This is a genomic window from Alicyclobacillus mali NBRC 102425, assembly GCF_001570745.1.
Taxonomy (GTDB): domain Bacteria; phylum Bacillota; class Bacilli; order Alicyclobacillales; family Alicyclobacillaceae; genus Alicyclobacillus; species Alicyclobacillus mali.
In genome coordinates, this window is sequence record NZ_BCSG01000003.1 from 1 (window position 1) to 17,265 (window position 17,265).

Sequence of the window (17,265 nt, forward strand, 5' to 3'; positions counted from 1 at the left end):
GTCCAGCAGCGGTTCGTCCAGCGGAGGCGGCAGCGCCATGCCCAGTTTCCCCGGCCCCGTGACATCCGCGTCCTGAGGTGAATGCGATGCAATCCACCGCGTTTCGCGCCATGGGCACCGACGTTGAGTTCTTCGTCGAAGACTGGCTGACCGGGCCCGATCTCGCCAGCCTCGCCTGCCAACTTGAGGCTTCTATTCGGCGCTACGAGCGCATCTTCTCTCGCTTTGATCCCGCAAGCCATCTCTCGCGCCTCAATCGGCAGGCGGGATGTTGGCTCGAGGTCCCTGCCGAACTTTACGAAGTCCTGCAACTCGCGGCGCACTGGTTTGAACAGACACGCGGCTATTTTGACCCGTTCGTCGGCGAGGACATGCGCCGCATCGGCTACAGCGTGAGCTTTGATCAGCTTGATGTAACCGTCGAGCCCATCCTCGCCTCCACGCGCGTGCCGCCGTTGAGACCGCCCATCGAGTTAGGCCCCGGTTCCGCCGTGCGGCTGCAGCCCGGCTACGAGGTCGATCTCGGCGGAATTGCCAAGGGCTTCATCGTCGCGCGCTGCACGGAAGAACTTCGCGCCCAGGGCCTCCGCAATTTCGCGCTGTCAGCGGGCGGCGACGTCCAGGTTGTGAGCGACACTGAGCCCTGGCCCGTCCGCGTGGCGAATCCGTTTGGCGCCTCGGAACCGATTGGCACGCTGGTGGTACAGCGGGGCGGCGTCGCGACGAGCGGCACGTACAAGCGCCGGTGGCAGACTCCGTCCGGGCGCGTCTTGCACCACTTACTCGATCCCTTTACCGGGCTGCCTGCCGACACCGATGCGCTGTCCGTGTCGGTATGCGCCGACGAACTCACCACAGCCGAAGTGCTGGCCAAGGTCGCGCTGCTCCTCGGGGCGGATGGAGGAACCCGTTACCTTGACGCGGCGCGCGAGGCGGGCCTCTGTTCTTCCTTTCTCATCGCGACCACGAAGGGAGATGTGATCCTATGCAATTGATGGCGAAGCCGCAGCGATGGCCGTTCCTATACACGTGGATCGTGATCCTCGGGATCGTGTTCGCGTCGTACGCGCTCACGGCCCTGACGAATCCGGCCCCAGCGAGCGCCAACCTGACCCACTGGTATATGGCGCGATCCGCCGGCATGACGGCCTACCTGCTCCTGTCGCTCACGGCGTTCCTTGGCGTCACCACCGCGAGCGGCATGTGGGACAAGCTGAAGCTCAGGAAGCTCGTGACGCAACTGCACCAATTTTCAGCAATGCTCGTGCTCCCGTTTGTGTTTTTCCACCTGTGGGGCCTGTACGAGGATAAAACCGTTCCGTTTTCCGTTTCGTCTCTCTTCGTCCCGTTTGCCGATCGCTACCGTCCTGCGGCCGTCGCGCTGGGCATTCTGAGCCTCTACACATGGGTGCTGCTCGTCCTCACGTCCCTGTTTCGCGAGCGGCTCAAGGCCACGGCGTGGCGCCGCATCCACATGCTGGCCTTTCCGATGTTCGCGGCCGTGACGCTGCACGGCCTGTTGGCGGGATCCGACAGCCACACCGTCTGGGCGAAGCTCGTATATGCCGTGCCGAGCGCCATCATCCTCGCCGCGTCTATCGCGCGTTGGCGAAAGGCGAGATCGAAAGCAGCGCGGCAGCCGGCGGCGGCCTAACAGCTCAGCCGCCGATGCGGGCCACACTGTCTCGCGAGACAAGCTCGACGGGAATGGTGATGACGCGCGGAGGACGATTCGGGTTGTGCATCAGGTCCAACAGCTCCCGCGCCGCCTCCTCGCCCATGGCGCGCGTGTTCTGCCGAATCGTCGTCAGGGCGGGGGTCACGAGCCTGGCAATCACCACGTCGTCAAAGCCGACGAGGGAGATGTCTCGCCCAGGCTCAAGGCCCTTTTGTCGAAGCGCCTTCATCGCGCCAATGGCCATCATGTCCGAGGCGAAAAAGACGGCGGTCGGCCACTCTCGCGCCTCGAGGATCCGGTGCATCGCCTCTTCACCCGACTCCTCCATGAAATCCCCTTCCGCGACCCACTCGCTGCGAAATGTCAGTCCCAACTCCTGCATGGCCATGTGATAGCCGAGCGCGCGATCCTGCCCCGGTTTGGTGCCGTAGCGATCGCCGACAAAGCCGATCTTGGTATGCCCCATGGCGGCGAGGTACTCGACGGCGAGCTTCGCCCCGCCGACGTTGTCGGAAGACAGCCAGCTCGCGCGTGGGCCGAACAGGTCGAGATCGACCGAGACGATGGGAATGCGGCTGCGGACGAGCGAAGGAAGTCCCGCCGACGTGCGCGGGATGCCGAGCAAAAACAGGCCGTCCACGCCGCGATGACGGGCGCGCGCCTCAAATCCCTGGGGCGCACTGGGAGGCGTGGTCCGCGAGAAGAAAAGAAGGTCATACCCGCTCTCGCCGACGACGTCCTGAAAGCTGGCGACGATGTCATGGAGAAACGGATGCCGAAATCCCATTCGGGCGTCATCCTGGAAGAACACGCCGATGGACATGGATCGCCGCGTGACGAGGCCGCGAGCAGCCGCGTTGGGCTGATACCCCAGTTCGCGGGTGATGCGCTGCACTTTTTCGCGCGTCTTTTGGCTCACGTCGGGATAGCCGTTCAGGACTTTGGACACGGTGGTGGCCGACACGCCAGCCCGGCGCGCGATATCGTAGATGGTGGTCATAGGACAACACCTTTTCCCGCGGCGAAGCGACCGCGGCGTGATCGAAAGCGTTTTCGGGACGACGGCCACAAATCCGTCAAATTCTTCTCACACCCCTATTGTACGTGGCCTCGCCGCGCGCCGCAAGGGGCGAGAGGCGAACCGAACGAAAGGCGGATCGAAATGAGCGTTTTCGAACGCCGCGCCATGCGACTGGCCCATGCGTCACGTTGCCTAGCTTCAGCCTGAGACGCTCGCAATTTCGCGCAGAATTTGAACATCCCAAACGATTTGAAAGCGTTGCCACAAAGTGATATGAATCATAGAGTGAGGACAACCGTAAAGGAGTGTGGTCTCAAGTGCAGTACACGGCGCTCGGCCGATCCGGCCTCAAGGTGAGCAGGCTCTGTCTTGGCACGATGAACTTCGGACCCGAGACGGAGGAGAAAGAGGCGTTCCGGATCATGGACGCCGCGCTCGACGCGGGCATCAACTTCTTCGACACCGCCAACGTGTACGGCGGACCCGGCCACCGCGGCTGGACGGAGGAGATCATCGGCCGCTGGTTTGCGCAGGGTGGCGGCCGCCGCGAGCGCGTCGTCCTGGCGACCAAGGTGTACAACCCGATGGAAGACCCTCTCGACGGACCAAACAGCGGCCGCGGCCTGTCCGCGTACAAGATCCGCCGGCACCTGGAGGGATCGCTCAAGCGTCTCCAGACGGATCACATCGAGCTGTACCAGATGCATCACGTGGATCTCTCGGTCTCCTGGGACGAACTGTGGGAGGCTTTTGAGGTGGCTCGCCACCAAGGGAAAATCGACTACGTGGGCGCGTCCAACTTTGCGGGATGGCACCTCGCGGTGGCCCAGGCGGCGGCCAAGGCGCGCAACTTCTTCGGCCTTGTCTCCGAGCAACACAAATACCACCTGCTCTGCCGCGAGCCGGAACTCGAAGTGCTGCCTTGCGCCCAGGCGCACGGGATCGGCGTCATTCCGTGGAGCCCGCTCGCCGGAGGTCTGCTCGGGCGCAACGCGCTGACGGGGGCCGGGCAGCGGTCGGCACGCGCGAAAGAGGAGATCGAGCGGCTGCGTCCGAAACTGGAGGCGTTCAAGAAGCTGTGCGACGAAATGGGAGAGCCACAGGATGTGGTGGCCCTCGCGTGGCTGTTGCACAATCCCGCCGTGACCGCGGCCATTATCGGGCCGCGCACGCTGGATCAGCTGGTAGCCAATTTGCGCGCGCTTGAGGTCAAGCTCGACGACGAAGTGCTGAATCGCCTGGACGAGATTTTCCCGGGGCCGGGCGGTCCGGCGCCGGAGGCGTACGCGTGGTGACAAACGAGGCGGCGCAGGGGCGTGGCTCGCGCGCCCTTGCCTGCCCTCTATTTCAGCCCCACTGCCCCATGACTCGCGCCGCCCACCCCGTGGGCGCAAGGCCGTGTGCCACGAGAAGAACGCCTAGGAAAACGAGCAAATAGCCACTCACCCGCGAGATCCATGCGCTGTACCGAGCCAGGCTGCGCAACCGCCCGAGCGAGGCAAATCCACCCGCAATGGCGAGAAACGGGATCGAAAATCCGGCGACATACGCGACCATGAGGGGAATGCCGAGCGCGGCGTGCGTGGCTGCGAGAACGAGCACTGACGACAGAATGGGACCAATGCAAGGCGTCCAACCCGCCGCGAACGTCAATCCGACAAAAAAGGAACTGATGTAGCCAAATTTCCTGGCCCGTCCGAATAACTTCCATTCCCGCATCAACCATGCTGGCTTCAGAATCCCCGCGAGCACAAGCCCCATGCCCGTGACCAGAAGTCCTCCCGCCACGCGAATGACACCCCGATACTGAATGAAGACCCGGCCCAACGAGCTCGCGGAGAGGCCGAGCGCGAAGAAAATCGCAGAGAAACCGAGCATGAAGAACAAGGCGTGAGCAACCACTCGCATGCGGGCGTCCCACGTGAGGAGCCGCTCGTCGACCGAGTGGAGCGAAACCCCGGACAAGTAGGACAAGTACGACGGGTAGAGCGGCAGCACACAGGGCGAGAAAAAGGAAACCAGACCGGCTGCGAACGAGATCCAAACGGTCGGTGTCATGTTGCCTCCTCGTTTGTTCGGTGCTCTGCGCCGCGATCAGCGGCTCGCAAGGGCTTGTTCCATCACGGCCCGCAGCGCCGACCCGGAGAGTGCACCCACGTGGATCGACACCACGCGTCCTTGTTGATTGATGATGTACGTCATGGGTTCTGCAATCACGCTGTAGGCCCGGTCGAAGTCTCCCTGTGTGTCGAAAAGCACGGGGTATGGGATGTGGTAGCGGCGGATAAAGGTCTCCGCGGCCGGGACGCTGTCGAGCGAAGTCAGATTGACCCCGAGGAACTGGACTTTCGTCCCGTACGCCCGGTACATCGAGACGAGTTGCGGCGTCTCTTCCCGACACGGCGGACACCATGACGCCCAAGCATTGAGGACAACCGGTTTCTTCCCCAGATAGGCCGATATCGGCACGCGTTTGCCGCTCGGCTCCGCCGTCAAGAGCACATCAGGCGCCATAGCGCCTGGCACGAGGATCTGCCCTGCACTCGTCGGTGCGGTCGCATTTCCGGGATGGACGGCACCCTCCTGGCCTCGCCCCGTCACCGCCGCATTTGGCGATCCGGCATGTGTCGAAGCGGATTTCGAGGATGGAAGCCCACACCCGCTGAGTCCAAGCGACACGGTTACGACGATCGCCAGAAAACGCCATGGCCCACTTCTCACGTTGGTTTCCCTGCCTTCCACACCTGTGATCCGACGCTACGTTACGACCTATGGTATCATAGCGATACCAATGGAGCGTCCATCGCGCGCCGAAGCGACAGCTTGGTCGACGCCCGGCCGCTCGGTATGATCACATCAGACCGTCCGTTGAAGCGCATCCGCGCATATCCGAAGGAGGATGTCATGAAGCCGAAGCGCATTCGCGCGTTGGCCGCGATGGTCCTCATCGCCGCATGGACCTCGGGTTGCGGCACGCAGCATGGCACGAAGACGGCCACACCCCCGCCCTCGACGGCGCGCCCCAGTTCGCCGGTGATCATCGCGGAAGCGGCGCTCAAGCCTCGGTCCAAGAGCGCCATCAACGCGTCGGCGACGCTCGTCGTCAACCGGGAGAATCAGACGCTCACGGTGTCGGTGGACGCCGTGCACCTGACGCCGCACCGTAAATACGACGCGGTGCTCGTCGCGGCGCCAGGCGCGGAAGGCCCGTCGCGATGGCTCGGGACCTTCCAGGCCGACGCGCGCGGCGAAGCGACGTACATGACCATTGTTCAGCATGTGACAGATATTCCGGCATCCGGGTGGCAGATGGAACTCACGTCCGGCTCGAACGTGCTGGCCGCAGGCGACGTGCACTTGGTGCCCATGAGCAACCAACTGCCGAAAAGCCTGCCCACGAATTGACCCCGTTCACTCGGTTCCGCACACGGCCTCACAGCGCCCCGATGGCGGTGAGAAACGCGCGCGCGATGACGAGGTGGCCGTTCAGGTAGGGATGTACCCGATCCGGCGCCAACGCCCAGGTGTTTACATGCGTGAGCAGGTCATCGAACTCTGCCTGCACATCGACAAACGGGACGCGTTCGCTCGCAGCCACGTCGCGCATAGCCTCGATATACAAATCGACCGCCTTGCGCATCGGATCGCTGCGATTCGGCTCGAGGTAAAACGGGCTCAGGAGAAACATCTCGCGCACGCGCGGCTTCGTCGTCGCAACGAGGCGTCGCAGCGTGTCCCGGTATTCGTCGATCCCGACGTGACGCTCAACCACGAGCGGCATGTCAAACTGGCGCCACACGTCGTTCACGCCGATCATGAGGCTCACGTAGTCCGGCTGAAGCGCCATCACCTCGCCCTCCCAGCGCTGCGCCACGTCCGCCACCGTGTTGCCGCTCGTGCCCACATTCACCACGCGGATGCGCCAGTCGGGGTGAAGCGCTTGCAGATGCGCGTCCACAAGGGCGACGTAGCCGTTTCCGAGCCCGCCGCGCGGCGCCTCGCCCACCGGATGCGCCCGGCCGCAGTCGGTGATGGAATCCCCCACCATGACGAGCTTGCTCCCTGGTTCGATCACGTCCTCGCCTCCCTCCCCGCCGATTGTAGCACACGGCGGCGCGCGCGGACGGCGGCGTAGGCCGCGTTCGCAGCGAGCAAGCCTATGAAAGGGTACAAAAGCCCGCTCGCGGCGAGATAGACCGCAGCCGAGACGCTCGCCGCCGCAGCGCCGAACGCCACCTGCTCAAACAGGCGGGAAGGAGATGTCGGCGGATCGCTCGCCATGAGGCCCGCCGCGAAGAGCGTCGAGTTGAGAATAGGGTTGTGAAATGCGTCGGCGCCAAGAGCACTCTGCATCGCGCCGGCGGCGAAGCAGATGGCGAGAAATGCCGCCATATACGCGAAGAACGACGCGAACTTGCGGGCGCGCCAGAGCACCACGTAGATGAGCGCGACGAGCAGTACGACGTAGACCGGATGGAGCCCGGCGAGATCGCCCCACCAGCTCTCGCTCGCGCCTGCGGCCGCGGCGAGGAGGAGACCGACGGCGGCCGGGTTGAAGACGTGACGATGGCGAAGGCGAATCACGTGTTTGGAGCAGATGGAGACGGCAGCTATGGCCGGGGCGAGCCACAGCGGGCTGTCTGCAGCGAGCACCATCCCCACGATGGCGCCTGTGATGATCGCCCCATCCGGAGCCGCGAGGCGTTGGCGACGAAGGCGGCGCAGCAGGAGATCACACAGGACCGCGGCGGCCATGGCCATCGCCATTTGGAGCAGCCCGCGCGGCGCTCCGCCACCCACAGCGCCGATGAGACCGAGCGCCCACAGTGCCGCGGTGCAGATCACCTTTGGCCTGCGCAAAAGCGCGCGCAGGCGCCGCCAAGACCACTTCCCTGCCGCGTCAAGCAAGATCAACGTCCCCCCATCCCTTCGTTTCGACGGAATCCCCGCCCTCGTACCACACCTTTGCCTGCGCGCCCGCCGCCTCGCACAACGGCTCAAGTTCGTCTGGTTCCACCAACATGCAGGCGGTGGCGAGGCCGTCCGCCATCATGGCGTACGGGGCGACGACGGTCGCCGCCAGGGCCTGGGCTCGTCCGGGGCGCGGATGCCACAGGTGACAGGCCCCACGGGGGCTCCGCCGCGCGTACAGCCCGGACGAACACACGCTGCCCGAGGCCACACGAAGCATCATCGGCAGAAAGCCCGGGATCTCGTGGCGGACCTCAACCTCCCACGGACCGCCGTCTGGCGCGGAGCCAAACGCGGCGAGATCGCCGCCCGCGTTGACCAGGGCGCCGTCCAGCTGAGCACCGCGAAGGCGCGCCAGGGCGAGATCCACCGCGTAGCCCTTCGCCACGGCGCCGAGATCGAGGAGCAGGGGGCGGCGCGTTCGCACGGCCGTGCGCGCCAGGTCGAGCTCCACGTCGCGAAACGTCGCATCCGGCGAGCACTCGGGCGAAGAAAGTCGTTCGCCCGTCTGATAATCCCGATCAAAGCCGAGCGCGGCCAGGTGATGGCCGCAGGCCGGATCGAAGCGGCCGTCCGTCCACTCGGCGAGCCAGAGGGCAACCTGCAGCGGGTACCAGACGTGCGGCGAGACGCGCAGCCACATCCCGGGTGTTGCTGCGATGCGGGCGACGTCGCTGTCCAGGCGAAAGCGCGTCGTCACCGCCTCCACCTCGTAGAAGGCGCCCACTGCGTCGTCGAGCGCCCGCACCAGCTCCTGCTCGCTCGCGCCCTCTCGCCACCCCGCCATGTCGATCCGCGTGTCCATGGCCACATACGCGCGGCGGACGTACGTCATGCGCCTCCCCCCGCAGAGTCCGGATTTTTGGCCTCGTCAAGGGCCTGCTGCACGGCGAGCGCGAACGCGAACGACGACAACGTGGCGCCTGAGACAAAGCGGATGTTGGCGGATTGCGCCTTGATCACCTCGTCGGGCAGGGCGGGATCGATGTCGCTCTGTGGATAATGCGTATCGCAGCGTGTGATGACGACTTTGGCGATCCGCCCGCTGGCAATCGTGACCTCCACGCCGATGGTGCCGATTTGATCCGAGCCGGACCCTCGGTAGACGCCATCTCGATACCGCGCGCTCGCAGTTCCCCGTTTTCCTTCACCCACGTGTCGCTGGGGAGATGCTGGTGGAGAACCCGGCGACGCGCGGTGCGCGTAGGGCTCCGTGGCCACGTAGCCAGCGCCGTACACCGCCGCGAGAGCCGCGGTGCAGATGGCGACGAGCGGCGCGCGGCCCAACTTTCCCACGGACATCTCCTCCTTCGAGAAGCCTCTGTCCGCAGTATAGCCGTTCTCTCTGAAAGACGAATGGAGCCAGCCCGGGCTGGCTCCAACATTCATCCTTTGTTCACTCCTCCGCGCACGCGCCGCGGTTGTAGCCAAGCACCAGGTACGTCCGCCCGTCCACTGCGGACACCTCCTGATAACCGTGGGTCAGGAGCGTGTACACAGCGTCGCGGGCGAGCTCTCCCCGGTGGATGTCCGGCGCACCCGCGCTCTTCACCACCCGCACGACGCGGTTGGTGCGCTTGTCGATGGTGAGAACCACGACATTCTCCATGCATCTCACCTCGCTTCCACAGAGCGGTGCGTCCGCGCGGACACCGTATCGTGTGCGACGCGAGGCTTGCGCGGTATGGACAAAAGGTCCGCCAGGCGCAAAAAGGGGCCCCGGCCGCGAACGCGCCGCGGCAAGGGCCCGCCTGTGCTCACGCGAAGGGCCGATCGCGATTTGCGATCGGCCCCGTTCAGCGATTCACGCGATCTCATCCGGGACGATGGTCGCTCGTAAATCCCTCAGGTGTCCATCCGGCGTGTACAGGATGGCATCGGCCGTCCCGGCCTGATACGCGTCCTGCACCTGCGCTTTGGTGAGGCTGAGCCCGTCGCTCGCTTCGTCGAGCCTCAGGGCTTCTCGTTCTGGCGCGCGTCTTTCGTGGCGCTCTGCCATCCGCCATCCCCCCGTCCATCGAACGTGATCGCCAAGCGTAGTTTGCCTCGACTGGCATCAGGCATGCGCGCGATTCGCCTGAACCTTCGCCTGTTGCTCCATGAGTTTGGCATGCGAAGGCAAAAACCACGCGATCACGACGATGGCGAGGCTCACGCAGAACATGGCGAGGAAGATGTCGTGCAGCGTGTGCGCGAGCATGCCGTCGACGAATCGCTTGACCTCAGCCGGGATGCCGGCCGCCTGTCCGCCGCCGGACAGGTTGTTGAGGATCTGCGTCAGATCTCCGCGATTCACGCCCGCTGGCGCGTTCGTGCGCACGTAGCTCACCGTGATGCTGTTGAACAGGCTGCCAAACACCGTCACGCCGAGCGTCTGGCCGAGCGCTCGTGCGAACTGGTTCGATCCCGTGGCGGCGCCGCGCATCTGCCAGCTCACCACGGACTGAATCATGACGGTGGTGGGCGTGTTCAGGTATCCCATGCCGAGGCCCATGACAATCATGACGCCGACGAAGAACCAGTACGGCGTGCCGAGCTTAATGGCGAGGAGCCACGCGGCGGCCACAGCCACGAGGAGCGTCCCGATGACTGTCGTCCGCTTGGCGCCGATGCGGTACATGTACCGCCCGGACAGGGTCGACGCGAGCGGCCACGCGAGCGACATCGGCATGAGCGTGAGGCCCGAGTTCGTCGCGCTGTGCCCGAGGATGGTCTGAATCCACATGGGCAGGTACACGTTGCCGCCGATGAGCACGAACGCGGCCAAAAACGCCAACACGTCCGACACGGCGATCACGGGATTGGAGAGCAACTTGAGCGGCAGCATGGGTTCGTCGACCTTTGCCTCAATCCACACGAAGGCCGCGAGAAAGACGGCGCTCGCCACAAATAGCCCGAGGATGACGGCGCTCGTCCACGCGTACTTGCTGCCGCCGTTCAGGAGCGCATAGAGCAGCGACGAGACGCCGACGGTGAAGACCAAGGCGCCCCACACATCCACGCGGTGCTGGTGGCGCTCAAACCGCTCGTGCAGGAAGAGAAGCACCAGGACGAGCGAGAGCGCGCCGACGGGCACGTTGATGTAGAAGATCCAGCGCCAGCTGACGTGATCGACAAACAGGCCGCCGACCAAGGGGCCGAGAAGTCCCGCGACGCCCCAGACGGAGCTGAACAAGCCCTGCATGCGGGCGCGCTCCTCGCCCTGAAAGATGTCGCCGATGATGGTGAACGTCACGGGCATGGCGGCGCCGGCCCCGAGACCCTGAAAGGCGCGGAACCAGACGAGCTCCGTCATGTTCTGCGACAGGCCGGAGAGCGCGGAACCGATGACAAACAAAACGACGCCGATGCAGAAGATGGTCTTGCGGCCGAACAGATCGGCCAGCTTGCCGTAGATGGGCGTCGTCACGCACGTAGTCAGCGTGTAGATGGCGAAGACCCAACTGTATAAGTTCAAACCGTGCAACTGGCGGACGATGTGCGGCATCGCCGTGCTCACGACGGTGACGTCGATGGCGACCAAAAACACGGCGAGCATCATCGCCACGGAGACCATCCGCCTGTTGGTGTGATGCATCCTCACGCCCCCCTCCCCAAATCGATCAAAGCCGCCGCCCATTGTAGTCGAAGAGGATCCGCCGAGCAAGGGAGGACGAGGCGCGCGCAGAAGACCTACGGATCCACGTGGAACTGGAAGTTGTCGATGAGCCGCGCCTTGCCGAAGTATGCGGCGACAGCGAGCATGATGTCGCCCTCGATGCGCTCGATGGGCTCGAGATCCGGTATAGAGACGAGATCGGCGTAGTCGAGCCGGGCGACTGGATCCGCCTCAATCCGCTCGCGCATGCCCTGGCGAATGACGGCCGCACGCCGCTCGCCAGCCAGAATGGCGTCTTTCGCCCAGCTCAACGTGCGGTAGAGGACGACGGCGTGTTCTCGCTCCTCGGGCGTCAGGTAGACGTTTCGAGAGCTCTTGGCGAGGCCGTCCGGCTCGCGCACCGTGGGCACCCCGACGATGCGGACGGGGAAGTTGAGATCCGCGACCATGCGCTGAATGATGGCGAGCTGCTGCCCGTCCTTTTGTCCGAAGCAGGCGATGTCGGGCTGCACGATGTGAAACAGCTTCGAGACGACCGTGGCCACGCCGGCGAAGTGGCCCGGGCGCGATTGGCCGCACAGGCGATCCGACAGGGCCGGGAGCGACACCTCCGTGCGAATGGGCTGCGGGTACATCTCGTCGACGCTCGGCGCGAAGACGGCGTCCGCGGCGCCCTGCTGGCGGAGCAGGCCGAGATCCCGGTCGAGATCGCGCGGGTAGCTCGCGAGGTCCTCGCGCGGACCGAATTGAAGCGGATTGACGAAGATGCTGACGACGACGAAGTCCGCCTCCTGCCGCGCCCGCTCGACGAGCGCGAGATGGCCTTCGTGCAGGTAGCCCATCGTGGGCACGAGCGCCACCTGCCGGCCTTCGCGGCGCACCGCTTGCACCGACTGACGCACCTCGGCGATGGTGCGCAGAAGCCGAGGACGATTACTCACGCGGGCCACCCCCGTGCCGCGCGACCATGGATTGAAAGAGCCGCAGCTCCCCATCCTGCAGGTGAACGGTCTGTTCCTCGCCCGGGAACACGCCTTGCGCGACCTCCTCGATGTATTGGCGCGCGGCGTCTCGGATGACGGACGCGAGGTCCGCGTAGCGCTTGTTGTGCTTCGGAATATAGCCCGAGGTGTAACCGATGAAGTCGTGGAAGACGAGCACCTGCCCGTCGCAGTCCGGCCCCGCGCCGATGCCGATGGTGGGAATGGACAGCCGGTGCGTGATCTCGGCCGCCACTTCCGCAGGAACCGCTTCGAGCACGATGCTGAACGCGCCAGCCTCTTCGATCGCCAGGGCGTCTTCCATCATCTCGAGGGCGCGATCGGCCGTTTTGCCCTGCACGGCAAACCCACCAAAGGCATGCACGGACTGCGGCGTGAGGCCGATGTGGCCCATGACAGGAATGCCGGCTTCGACGAGGCGGCGCACTGTCTTGGCCACCTCGCGCCCGCCTTCGAGCTTGACGCCGTGCACGCCGCCCTCCTGCATCAGCCGCCCAGCCGAGCGCAGGGCCTCCTCGGCCGACACCTGATACGTCAGAAAGGGCAGATCCGCCACGACCATGGCGCCTTCCGCACCGCGCGAGACGAGGCTTGCGTGGTAGACCATGTGATCCAGCGTCACCGGCACGGTGGTCGGCTGCCCCTGCACCACCATCCCGAGCGAGTCGCCGACCAAGAGCACGTGAACGCCCGCCTCAGACAAGAGTTTGGCGGTCGGATAATCATACGCTGTCAGCATGGCGATCTTCTCGCCCGCCCGCTTCATGTTGGCGAGCGTGCGCACGGTCACTGTGCGTGCCATCTACATTCCCCCTGTATCCGCAAACCATTGTGACAGGCGGCCCGCCGCCTCCGGATCGAGCGTCCCCTTCGCCACCGCGATGGGCACGGTGGCCGCCGCGAGGGCGAGATACACGCGGCGCGCGGCCGGATCGCGCTCGAGGGCGCGAAGGTGCTCGGCCACGGTGGCCACGTCGCCGCGCTCGATGGGCCCGGTGAGCGCGGCCGGGATCCCGAGCGACGCCAGATTTTCAAGCGTCCTCCGCGCGAGCGGCAACAGGCTCTTCGCCCCCTCGGGCAGGGGCGCGAGACGCGACGCGGTGGCCATGAGGGCGATCACGGCGTTGGACGCAAGCACCGCCGCGGCGTGATACGCTGGCTTGTCCGCCGCCGCGATGGCAAACGGGCGGGCTCCCCACGCCTCTGCGAGGGAAAAGGCCAGGCGCACGGCCTCGGGCTGCCCTTCCACGGCCACGGCCACGCCCCTCAGCCGCTCGGCGTCGTCCTCATCGCCCGCAAACGTCTGCAGCGGGTGCACGCTCGCCGTCTTCACGCCACGAACGGCCGCCTGCTCCAGGACGTCGCTCGCGAGTGCGCCCGAGGTGTGAAACACCACCTGCCCGCGCCGCCAGGCCCCCGCCTCTGCGAACTGACGGCACACCGAGGCGATGGCCCCGTCAGGCACGGTCATCCAGGCGATGTCTGCTCGCGCCATGACCTCCTGCGCGCGATGCATCGCGTAGACCCGCGTCCCCGTCATCTGAGCAAAGGCCCGCGCCTTGTCGCTGTCTGGACGGCGGGCGACGGCACCCATGACCTCATAACCCGCGCGCATCGACGACAGCGCAAGGGCGACCGCCGTCCGGCCGGGCCCGACAAACACCATCCGATCAGGGCGAGCCTCGTGTTCGGCGCCGGACATCGCACCGCCTTCCCTTCCCTGTTGGAACATCGCGTTTCGAAGTGATTGTACCAGTCCGGCATGAAAATGTGGAATTGAGCCAACCTTGTGGAGAGAGCTACCATGCGCAGGGAGGCAAAAGGCCATGCAGGCGTTCTGGCACTGGATCCGCCGTGAAGACCATTTCCCTCGCCACGCCAAGCTGCTCGGGGCAGCCGCGTTTGCGCTCGGCCTCGCGTGCGCAGTCATGCCGCGGACGGGCGTGCTCCGGCTTGAGCCCATCGCCGTGGTCTGCGGGACCGTCTGCCTGTGGGCAGGCTTGTCCGCCCTTGGGTACGGCGTGTTTGTCCTGCTCGCCATGGACCTCATCCTGAGCCCCGCGTTCTGGCGGAGCCTCACCCACCTGGCTGCCCCGGGCTCGCTCGCCGACAGCGCGGGCGCGTACTTCGATCTCGTCGGCGTGATCGCCATGTCCGTGGCACTGGTACGACAGGCGCTCGTGAGGAGATCTGGTGACAAGGCTGCGGCGCCCACGCAGGACTCGGACCCCACCCCCAACTGAAGGAGGCGAGCACATGCGGCACCGCGCATGGCTTGGGATCTTGGCCGCCAGCCTCATCCCGTTTGTCCTGACGCTCGGCAATTCGATGATGGTGCCCGTGGTCCCCGTGATGCAGTCGGCTTTCGGCGTCTCGCGGACCGCGGCGAGCCTGCTCATCACGGCGTATTCCGTCATTGCGGTCGTTCTCATGCCGGTGGCAGGATTCGTCTCAGACCGGGTGAGCCGCAGGCGACTGGCCATGGCGGCGCTCGCGCTGGCCGCCGTCGGCGGTGGCATCGCGGCCGTCGGCGCCTCGGCCGCCCACAGCTACGCGTGGGTGCTCGCGGGCCGCGTGGTACAGGGCGTCGGCGCGGCCTTCTCGATGCCGCTGGCGCTTCCCCTTGCGGGCGATCTCGCCGATCCGCGCGGCCGCGGGCGTGCGGCCGGGTTCACGGAAGTCGGCAACACCGTCGGCAAGCTCGTGAGTCCGCTTCTCGGCGCGCTGCTCGCAACCTGGGCGTTCTTCGCGCCGTTCTGGGCAGTGTTCGCGCTCTGTGGAACGCTCGCGGCCGCCATCGCGTGGATGATCCCGGGCGAGCGCCATCCGGCCCCACGCGCAAAGCGCCCCACGGGGTGGCGCCGCGCGTTTCGCGAGCACGCATCTCTTCTCGGCGCCACCTACCTGAGCGGCGCGGTCTGCATGTTGTGCCTGTTCGGCGGACTGGTCAACCTCTCGGAAGCGCTCGCGGATAGCGCCCACGTGCCGGAATGGCAGAACGGCCTGCTGCTTTCCATTCCACAGGCCATGCTTTGCCTGGCAAGCCTCGTCATGGGCTTGTTTGCGGATCGATGGAAGGCGCCGGTTCGCGCCGCCATCTGGCTCGGCCTTGGTTGGACCGCCGCGTCGTTCGGCGCCGCGGGCACGTTCCAGCACATGACCTACCAAATCACGGCGGTGAGCCTCGGCGCGTTCGGCATCGGCACGGCCGTCACGGCCATCGACGCGCGCCTCGCCACCGCGCTCTCGCGCGACGTGCGTGGCAGCCTGTCGTCGCTCTACACGAGCGCTCGCTTCCTGGGGCCCACGCTGGGCCCACCGCTCGCATCCTGGCTACAGAGATTCGGCCCAGGAGCGCCTTACATGACACTCGGCGCCTTTGCCCTTGCGGCAGCCCTCACCTCCGGCGCGCTTCTCTGGCGAAGCGCCCGAAACCACGAGCCGGCGAGCTCAGAGCGCCAACCAGCCCATACCTAGACGCTCCTGCGCGCAGATGTCCGTCCTCTGCCGCGCACCTGCGGCGCTGCCACAGGCGGCCGCATTCCATCTTCGCCCATGGCGTCCGGGTGTACAATCGGGAAGGATGGATAAGGTCCCCGACGGACCTCTTGAAAGGAGCCGGCTCATGACGTTGGAGCATTCGCACGCGCGCGCCGCGGCCATCAGCTCGCCCTCGGCAGCCATTCTCGCCGTGGATGCCGCCTCGGTCACGGCCGTCGCGTTTCTGCTTCGCCTCCTGTGGCTCACCATGGTGCACCCCGTTCCCACGTCGGATTTCGCCTGGTATCGCGATCACGCACTCGCCCTGGCCGCTGGCCAAGGCTACACCTATGACGGCAGACCCACCGCCTACTTCCCGATTGGATACCCCCTCTTCCTCGCCGGAATCTATCAACTGTTTGGAAGCGGCTTTTGGAGCGGCACCATCGCCAACGCCATGCTGAACAGCCTGACCGCGGGACTCGTGACCATCCTCGGAGCCCGTCTGTGGAAGCGCTCAGCTGGACTCATCGCGGGCCTCCTTTTCGCGGCATACATATCCCAAATGGCCTGGTCCAGCGTGCTGTGCAGCGAAATGCTGTTCACGTTTCTCCTGACGCTGGCTGGGCTCGTGGGCGCTGTGCGGCGAGCCCATGAATTGCGGCTCGGCCGTGTCTTTGCCCTTGGATGCATCGTCGGGCTCGCCTGCACCGTTCGCCCCGTTCTCATGCTCGCGCCCGCCCCGTGGTTCGCGTACCTCTTGATTGCGCGCGCGGGATGGCGACGGGCGGCAAGGTTTGCGGCGGTGATGCTGGCCGGCATCGCGCTCGCGGTCGCGCCCATCACAGTGCGGAACGCGCTCGATCTCCACGCCTTCGTGCTCGTGTCCACAAACGGCGGCGTGAACCTGTGGCAAGGCAACAATCCACACGCAAACGGCGCCTATTTTTGGCCGCTCAATCCACATCAAAACCCGTTTTTGTCCTATGTTTCGAATGAGGTGGTGGAAGATCACGCCGCCGCGCAAGCCGCGCGCATCTACATCTTCACCCACCCACTCCGCACGGTGGAGATGGGCTTTGTGAAGTGGTGGCACCTGTTTGCCGGCGTCTCGAATGCGCTGCACTGGTCCATCGGCCAGAGCTCGCCACCCGTTCCCAACTGGTTCGCGCGCAGCGCGTACGCGGTCGATCTCGGCACATATCTCTTCATGCTCACGCTGGCCTGCGCCGGAACGGCCACCGCAGTGTGGAAGGCACGCCGCACGCGCGACGCGCGGGCTTTCTGGCCGCTTCTTCTTCTCGCGTATTATGTGGCGCTCTTTTTCGTCTTTCCCGCATGGGACCGCATGCGTGCGCCCATCGAGCCGTTGTTGGCGCTTTTTGCTGGGTACGGCGCTGTTCAGGTCATGAGGTTCATCCGGCAAGCGCCATGGGCGCGCCGCTTCGGCCGGGGATAGAAGGATGATGTTGGCACACCGCAAATGCTTGGCATTCGCCGCAGAGCGTGCTATACT

Annotated in this window: 20 protein-coding genes; 7 read left to right on the forward strand and 13 right to left on the reverse strand. The window is 65.5% G+C overall.

Translation table 11 applies throughout. The annotated features are described in order from the left end of the window. The first annotated feature begins 86 nt into the window (after window positions 1-86). Together AMA01_RS01340 and AMA01_RS01345 are read left to right on the forward strand one after the other, a co-directional pair. Window positions 87-995, forward strand: a complete 909-nt coding sequence (locus tag AMA01_RS01340) for an FAD:protein FMN transferase (protein ID WP_067846184.1) — start codon at window positions 87-89, stop codon at window positions 993-995. Continuing rightward, window positions 986-1,654 carry a ferric reductase-like transmembrane domain-containing protein gene (locus AMA01_RS01345; RefSeq protein WP_067846187.1) on the forward strand — a complete coding sequence of 223 codons (669 nt, stop codon included), beginning with the start codon at window positions 986-988 and terminating at the stop codon, window positions 1,652-1,654. The genes AMA01_RS01340 and AMA01_RS01345 overlap by 10 nt, the downstream gene beginning before the upstream one ends. Before the next feature lie 4 nt (window positions 1,655-1,658). On the opposite strand, the gene AMA01_RS01350 is transcribed toward AMA01_RS01345, so the two are convergent. Then, a complete protein-coding gene (locus tag AMA01_RS01350) occupies window positions 1,659-2,678 on the reverse strand; it encodes a LacI family DNA-binding transcriptional regulator (RefSeq protein ID WP_067846190.1) in 1,020 nt (339 codons plus the stop codon). Window positions 2,679-3,016: 338 nt separating this feature from the next. On the opposite strand from AMA01_RS01350, the gene AMA01_RS01355 reads away from it, so the two are divergent. Continuing rightward, a complete protein-coding gene (locus AMA01_RS01355; RefSeq protein ID WP_067846193.1) occupies window positions 3,017-3,994 on the forward strand; it encodes an aldo/keto reductase in 978 nt (325 codons plus the stop codon). A gap of 52 nt (window positions 3,995-4,046) precedes the next feature. Here AMA01_RS01355 and AMA01_RS01360 read toward each other — a convergent pair whose 3' ends face one another. Both AMA01_RS01360 and AMA01_RS01365 read right to left on the reverse strand, forming a co-directional pair. Beyond that, entirely contained in the window at window positions 4,047-4,757 is a 711-nt protein-coding gene (locus AMA01_RS01360) for a cytochrome c biogenesis CcdA family protein (protein ID WP_067846196.1), read from the reverse strand. Window positions 4,758-4,793: 36 nt separating this feature from the next. After that, window positions 4,794-5,420 carry a TlpA family protein disulfide reductase gene (locus tag AMA01_RS01365; protein WP_231862769.1) on the reverse strand — a complete coding sequence of 209 codons (627 nt, stop codon included), beginning with the start codon at window positions 5,418-5,420 and terminating at the stop codon, window positions 4,794-4,796. Window positions 5,421-5,603: 183 nt separating this feature from the next. Between AMA01_RS01365 and AMA01_RS01370 the strand changes: the two genes are divergently transcribed. After that, a complete protein-coding gene (locus tag AMA01_RS01370; RefSeq protein WP_067846854.1) occupies window positions 5,604-6,104 on the forward strand; it encodes a hypothetical protein in 501 nt (166 codons plus the stop codon). Between the two features lie 28 nt (window positions 6,105-6,132). Here the strand turns inward: AMA01_RS01370 and AMA01_RS01375 are convergent, their stop codons facing one another. From AMA01_RS01375 to AMA01_RS01420, 10 genes are all read right to left on the reverse strand, one after another. Beyond that, window positions 6,133-6,774 (reverse strand): SGNH/GDSL hydrolase family protein, encoded by a 642-nt coding sequence (locus tag AMA01_RS01375; protein WP_231862770.1) that lies wholly within the window; start codon window positions 6,772-6,774, stop codon window positions 6,133-6,135. Further along, complete coding sequence (locus AMA01_RS01380; RefSeq protein WP_067846199.1) at window positions 6,771-7,613, reverse strand: RnfABCDGE type electron transport complex subunit D; 843 nt, start codon at window positions 7,611-7,613, stop codon at window positions 6,771-6,773. The genes AMA01_RS01375 and AMA01_RS01380 overlap by 4 nt, the downstream gene beginning before the upstream one ends. Next, window positions 7,600-8,505: an FAD:protein FMN transferase gene (locus AMA01_RS01385; protein ID WP_067846202.1), complete on the reverse strand. Its 906-nt coding sequence runs from the start codon at window positions 8,503-8,505 to the stop codon at window positions 7,600-7,602. The genes AMA01_RS01380 and AMA01_RS01385 overlap by 14 nt, the downstream gene beginning before the upstream one ends. Next, window positions 8,502-8,972, reverse strand: a complete 471-nt coding sequence (locus AMA01_RS01390) for an FMN-binding protein (RefSeq protein WP_231862771.1) — start codon at window positions 8,970-8,972, stop codon at window positions 8,502-8,504. The genes AMA01_RS01385 and AMA01_RS01390 overlap by 4 nt, the downstream gene beginning before the upstream one ends. 94 nt (window positions 8,973-9,066) lie before the next feature. Next, the gene (locus AMA01_RS01395; RefSeq protein WP_067846208.1) at window positions 9,067-9,279 is read right to left on the reverse strand and encodes a hypothetical protein; all 213 of its coding nucleotides are present in this window, start codon (window positions 9,277-9,279) and stop codon (window positions 9,067-9,069) included. Between the two features lie 195 nt (window positions 9,280-9,474). Then, window positions 9,475-9,669, reverse strand: coding sequence for a hypothetical protein (locus AMA01_RS01400; RefSeq protein ID WP_067846211.1), 195 nt, complete (start codon window positions 9,667-9,669; stop codon window positions 9,475-9,477). A 57-nt stretch (window positions 9,670-9,726) separates the two neighbouring features. After that, on the reverse strand, window positions 9,727-11,247 hold the full coding sequence (locus AMA01_RS01405) for an MDR family MFS transporter (RefSeq protein ID WP_067846213.1): 1,521 nt from the start codon (window positions 11,245-11,247) through the stop codon (window positions 9,727-9,729). 95 nt (window positions 11,248-11,342) lie between these two features. After that, window positions 11,343-12,209, reverse strand: coding sequence for a pantoate--beta-alanine ligase (panC, locus tag AMA01_RS01410; RefSeq protein WP_067846216.1), 867 nt, complete (start codon window positions 12,207-12,209; stop codon window positions 11,343-11,345). Next, window positions 12,202-13,071, reverse strand: coding sequence for a 3-methyl-2-oxobutanoate hydroxymethyltransferase (panB, locus tag AMA01_RS01415; RefSeq protein ID WP_067846219.1), 870 nt, complete (start codon window positions 13,069-13,071; stop codon window positions 12,202-12,204). Before panB ends, panC begins: the two co-directional genes overlap by 8 nt. After that, window positions 13,072-13,971 carry a Rossmann-like and DUF2520 domain-containing protein gene (locus AMA01_RS01420; RefSeq protein WP_067846222.1) on the reverse strand — a complete coding sequence of 300 codons (900 nt, stop codon included), beginning with the start codon at window positions 13,969-13,971 and terminating at the stop codon, window positions 13,072-13,074. 124 nt (window positions 13,972-14,095) lie between these two features. On the opposite strand from AMA01_RS01420, the gene AMA01_RS01425 reads away from it, so the two are divergent. The 3 genes from AMA01_RS01425 (at window position 14,096) to AMA01_RS01435 (ending at window position 17,208) form a co-directional block, all read left to right on the forward strand. Then, window positions 14,096-14,512 carry a hypothetical protein gene (locus AMA01_RS01425; protein ID WP_067846225.1) on the forward strand — a complete coding sequence of 139 codons (417 nt, stop codon included), beginning with the start codon at window positions 14,096-14,098 and terminating at the stop codon, window positions 14,510-14,512. Between the two features lie 13 nt (window positions 14,513-14,525). Then, on the forward strand, window positions 14,526-15,746 hold the full coding sequence (locus AMA01_RS01430) for an MFS transporter (protein ID WP_067846228.1): 1,221 nt from the start codon (window positions 14,526-14,528) through the stop codon (window positions 15,744-15,746). A gap of 148 nt (window positions 15,747-15,894) precedes the next feature. Next, window positions 15,895-17,208, forward strand: coding sequence for a glycosyltransferase family 39 protein (locus tag AMA01_RS01435; protein ID WP_067846231.1), 1,314 nt, complete (start codon window positions 15,895-15,897; stop codon window positions 17,206-17,208). Window positions 17,209-17,265: the final 57 nt, after the last annotated feature.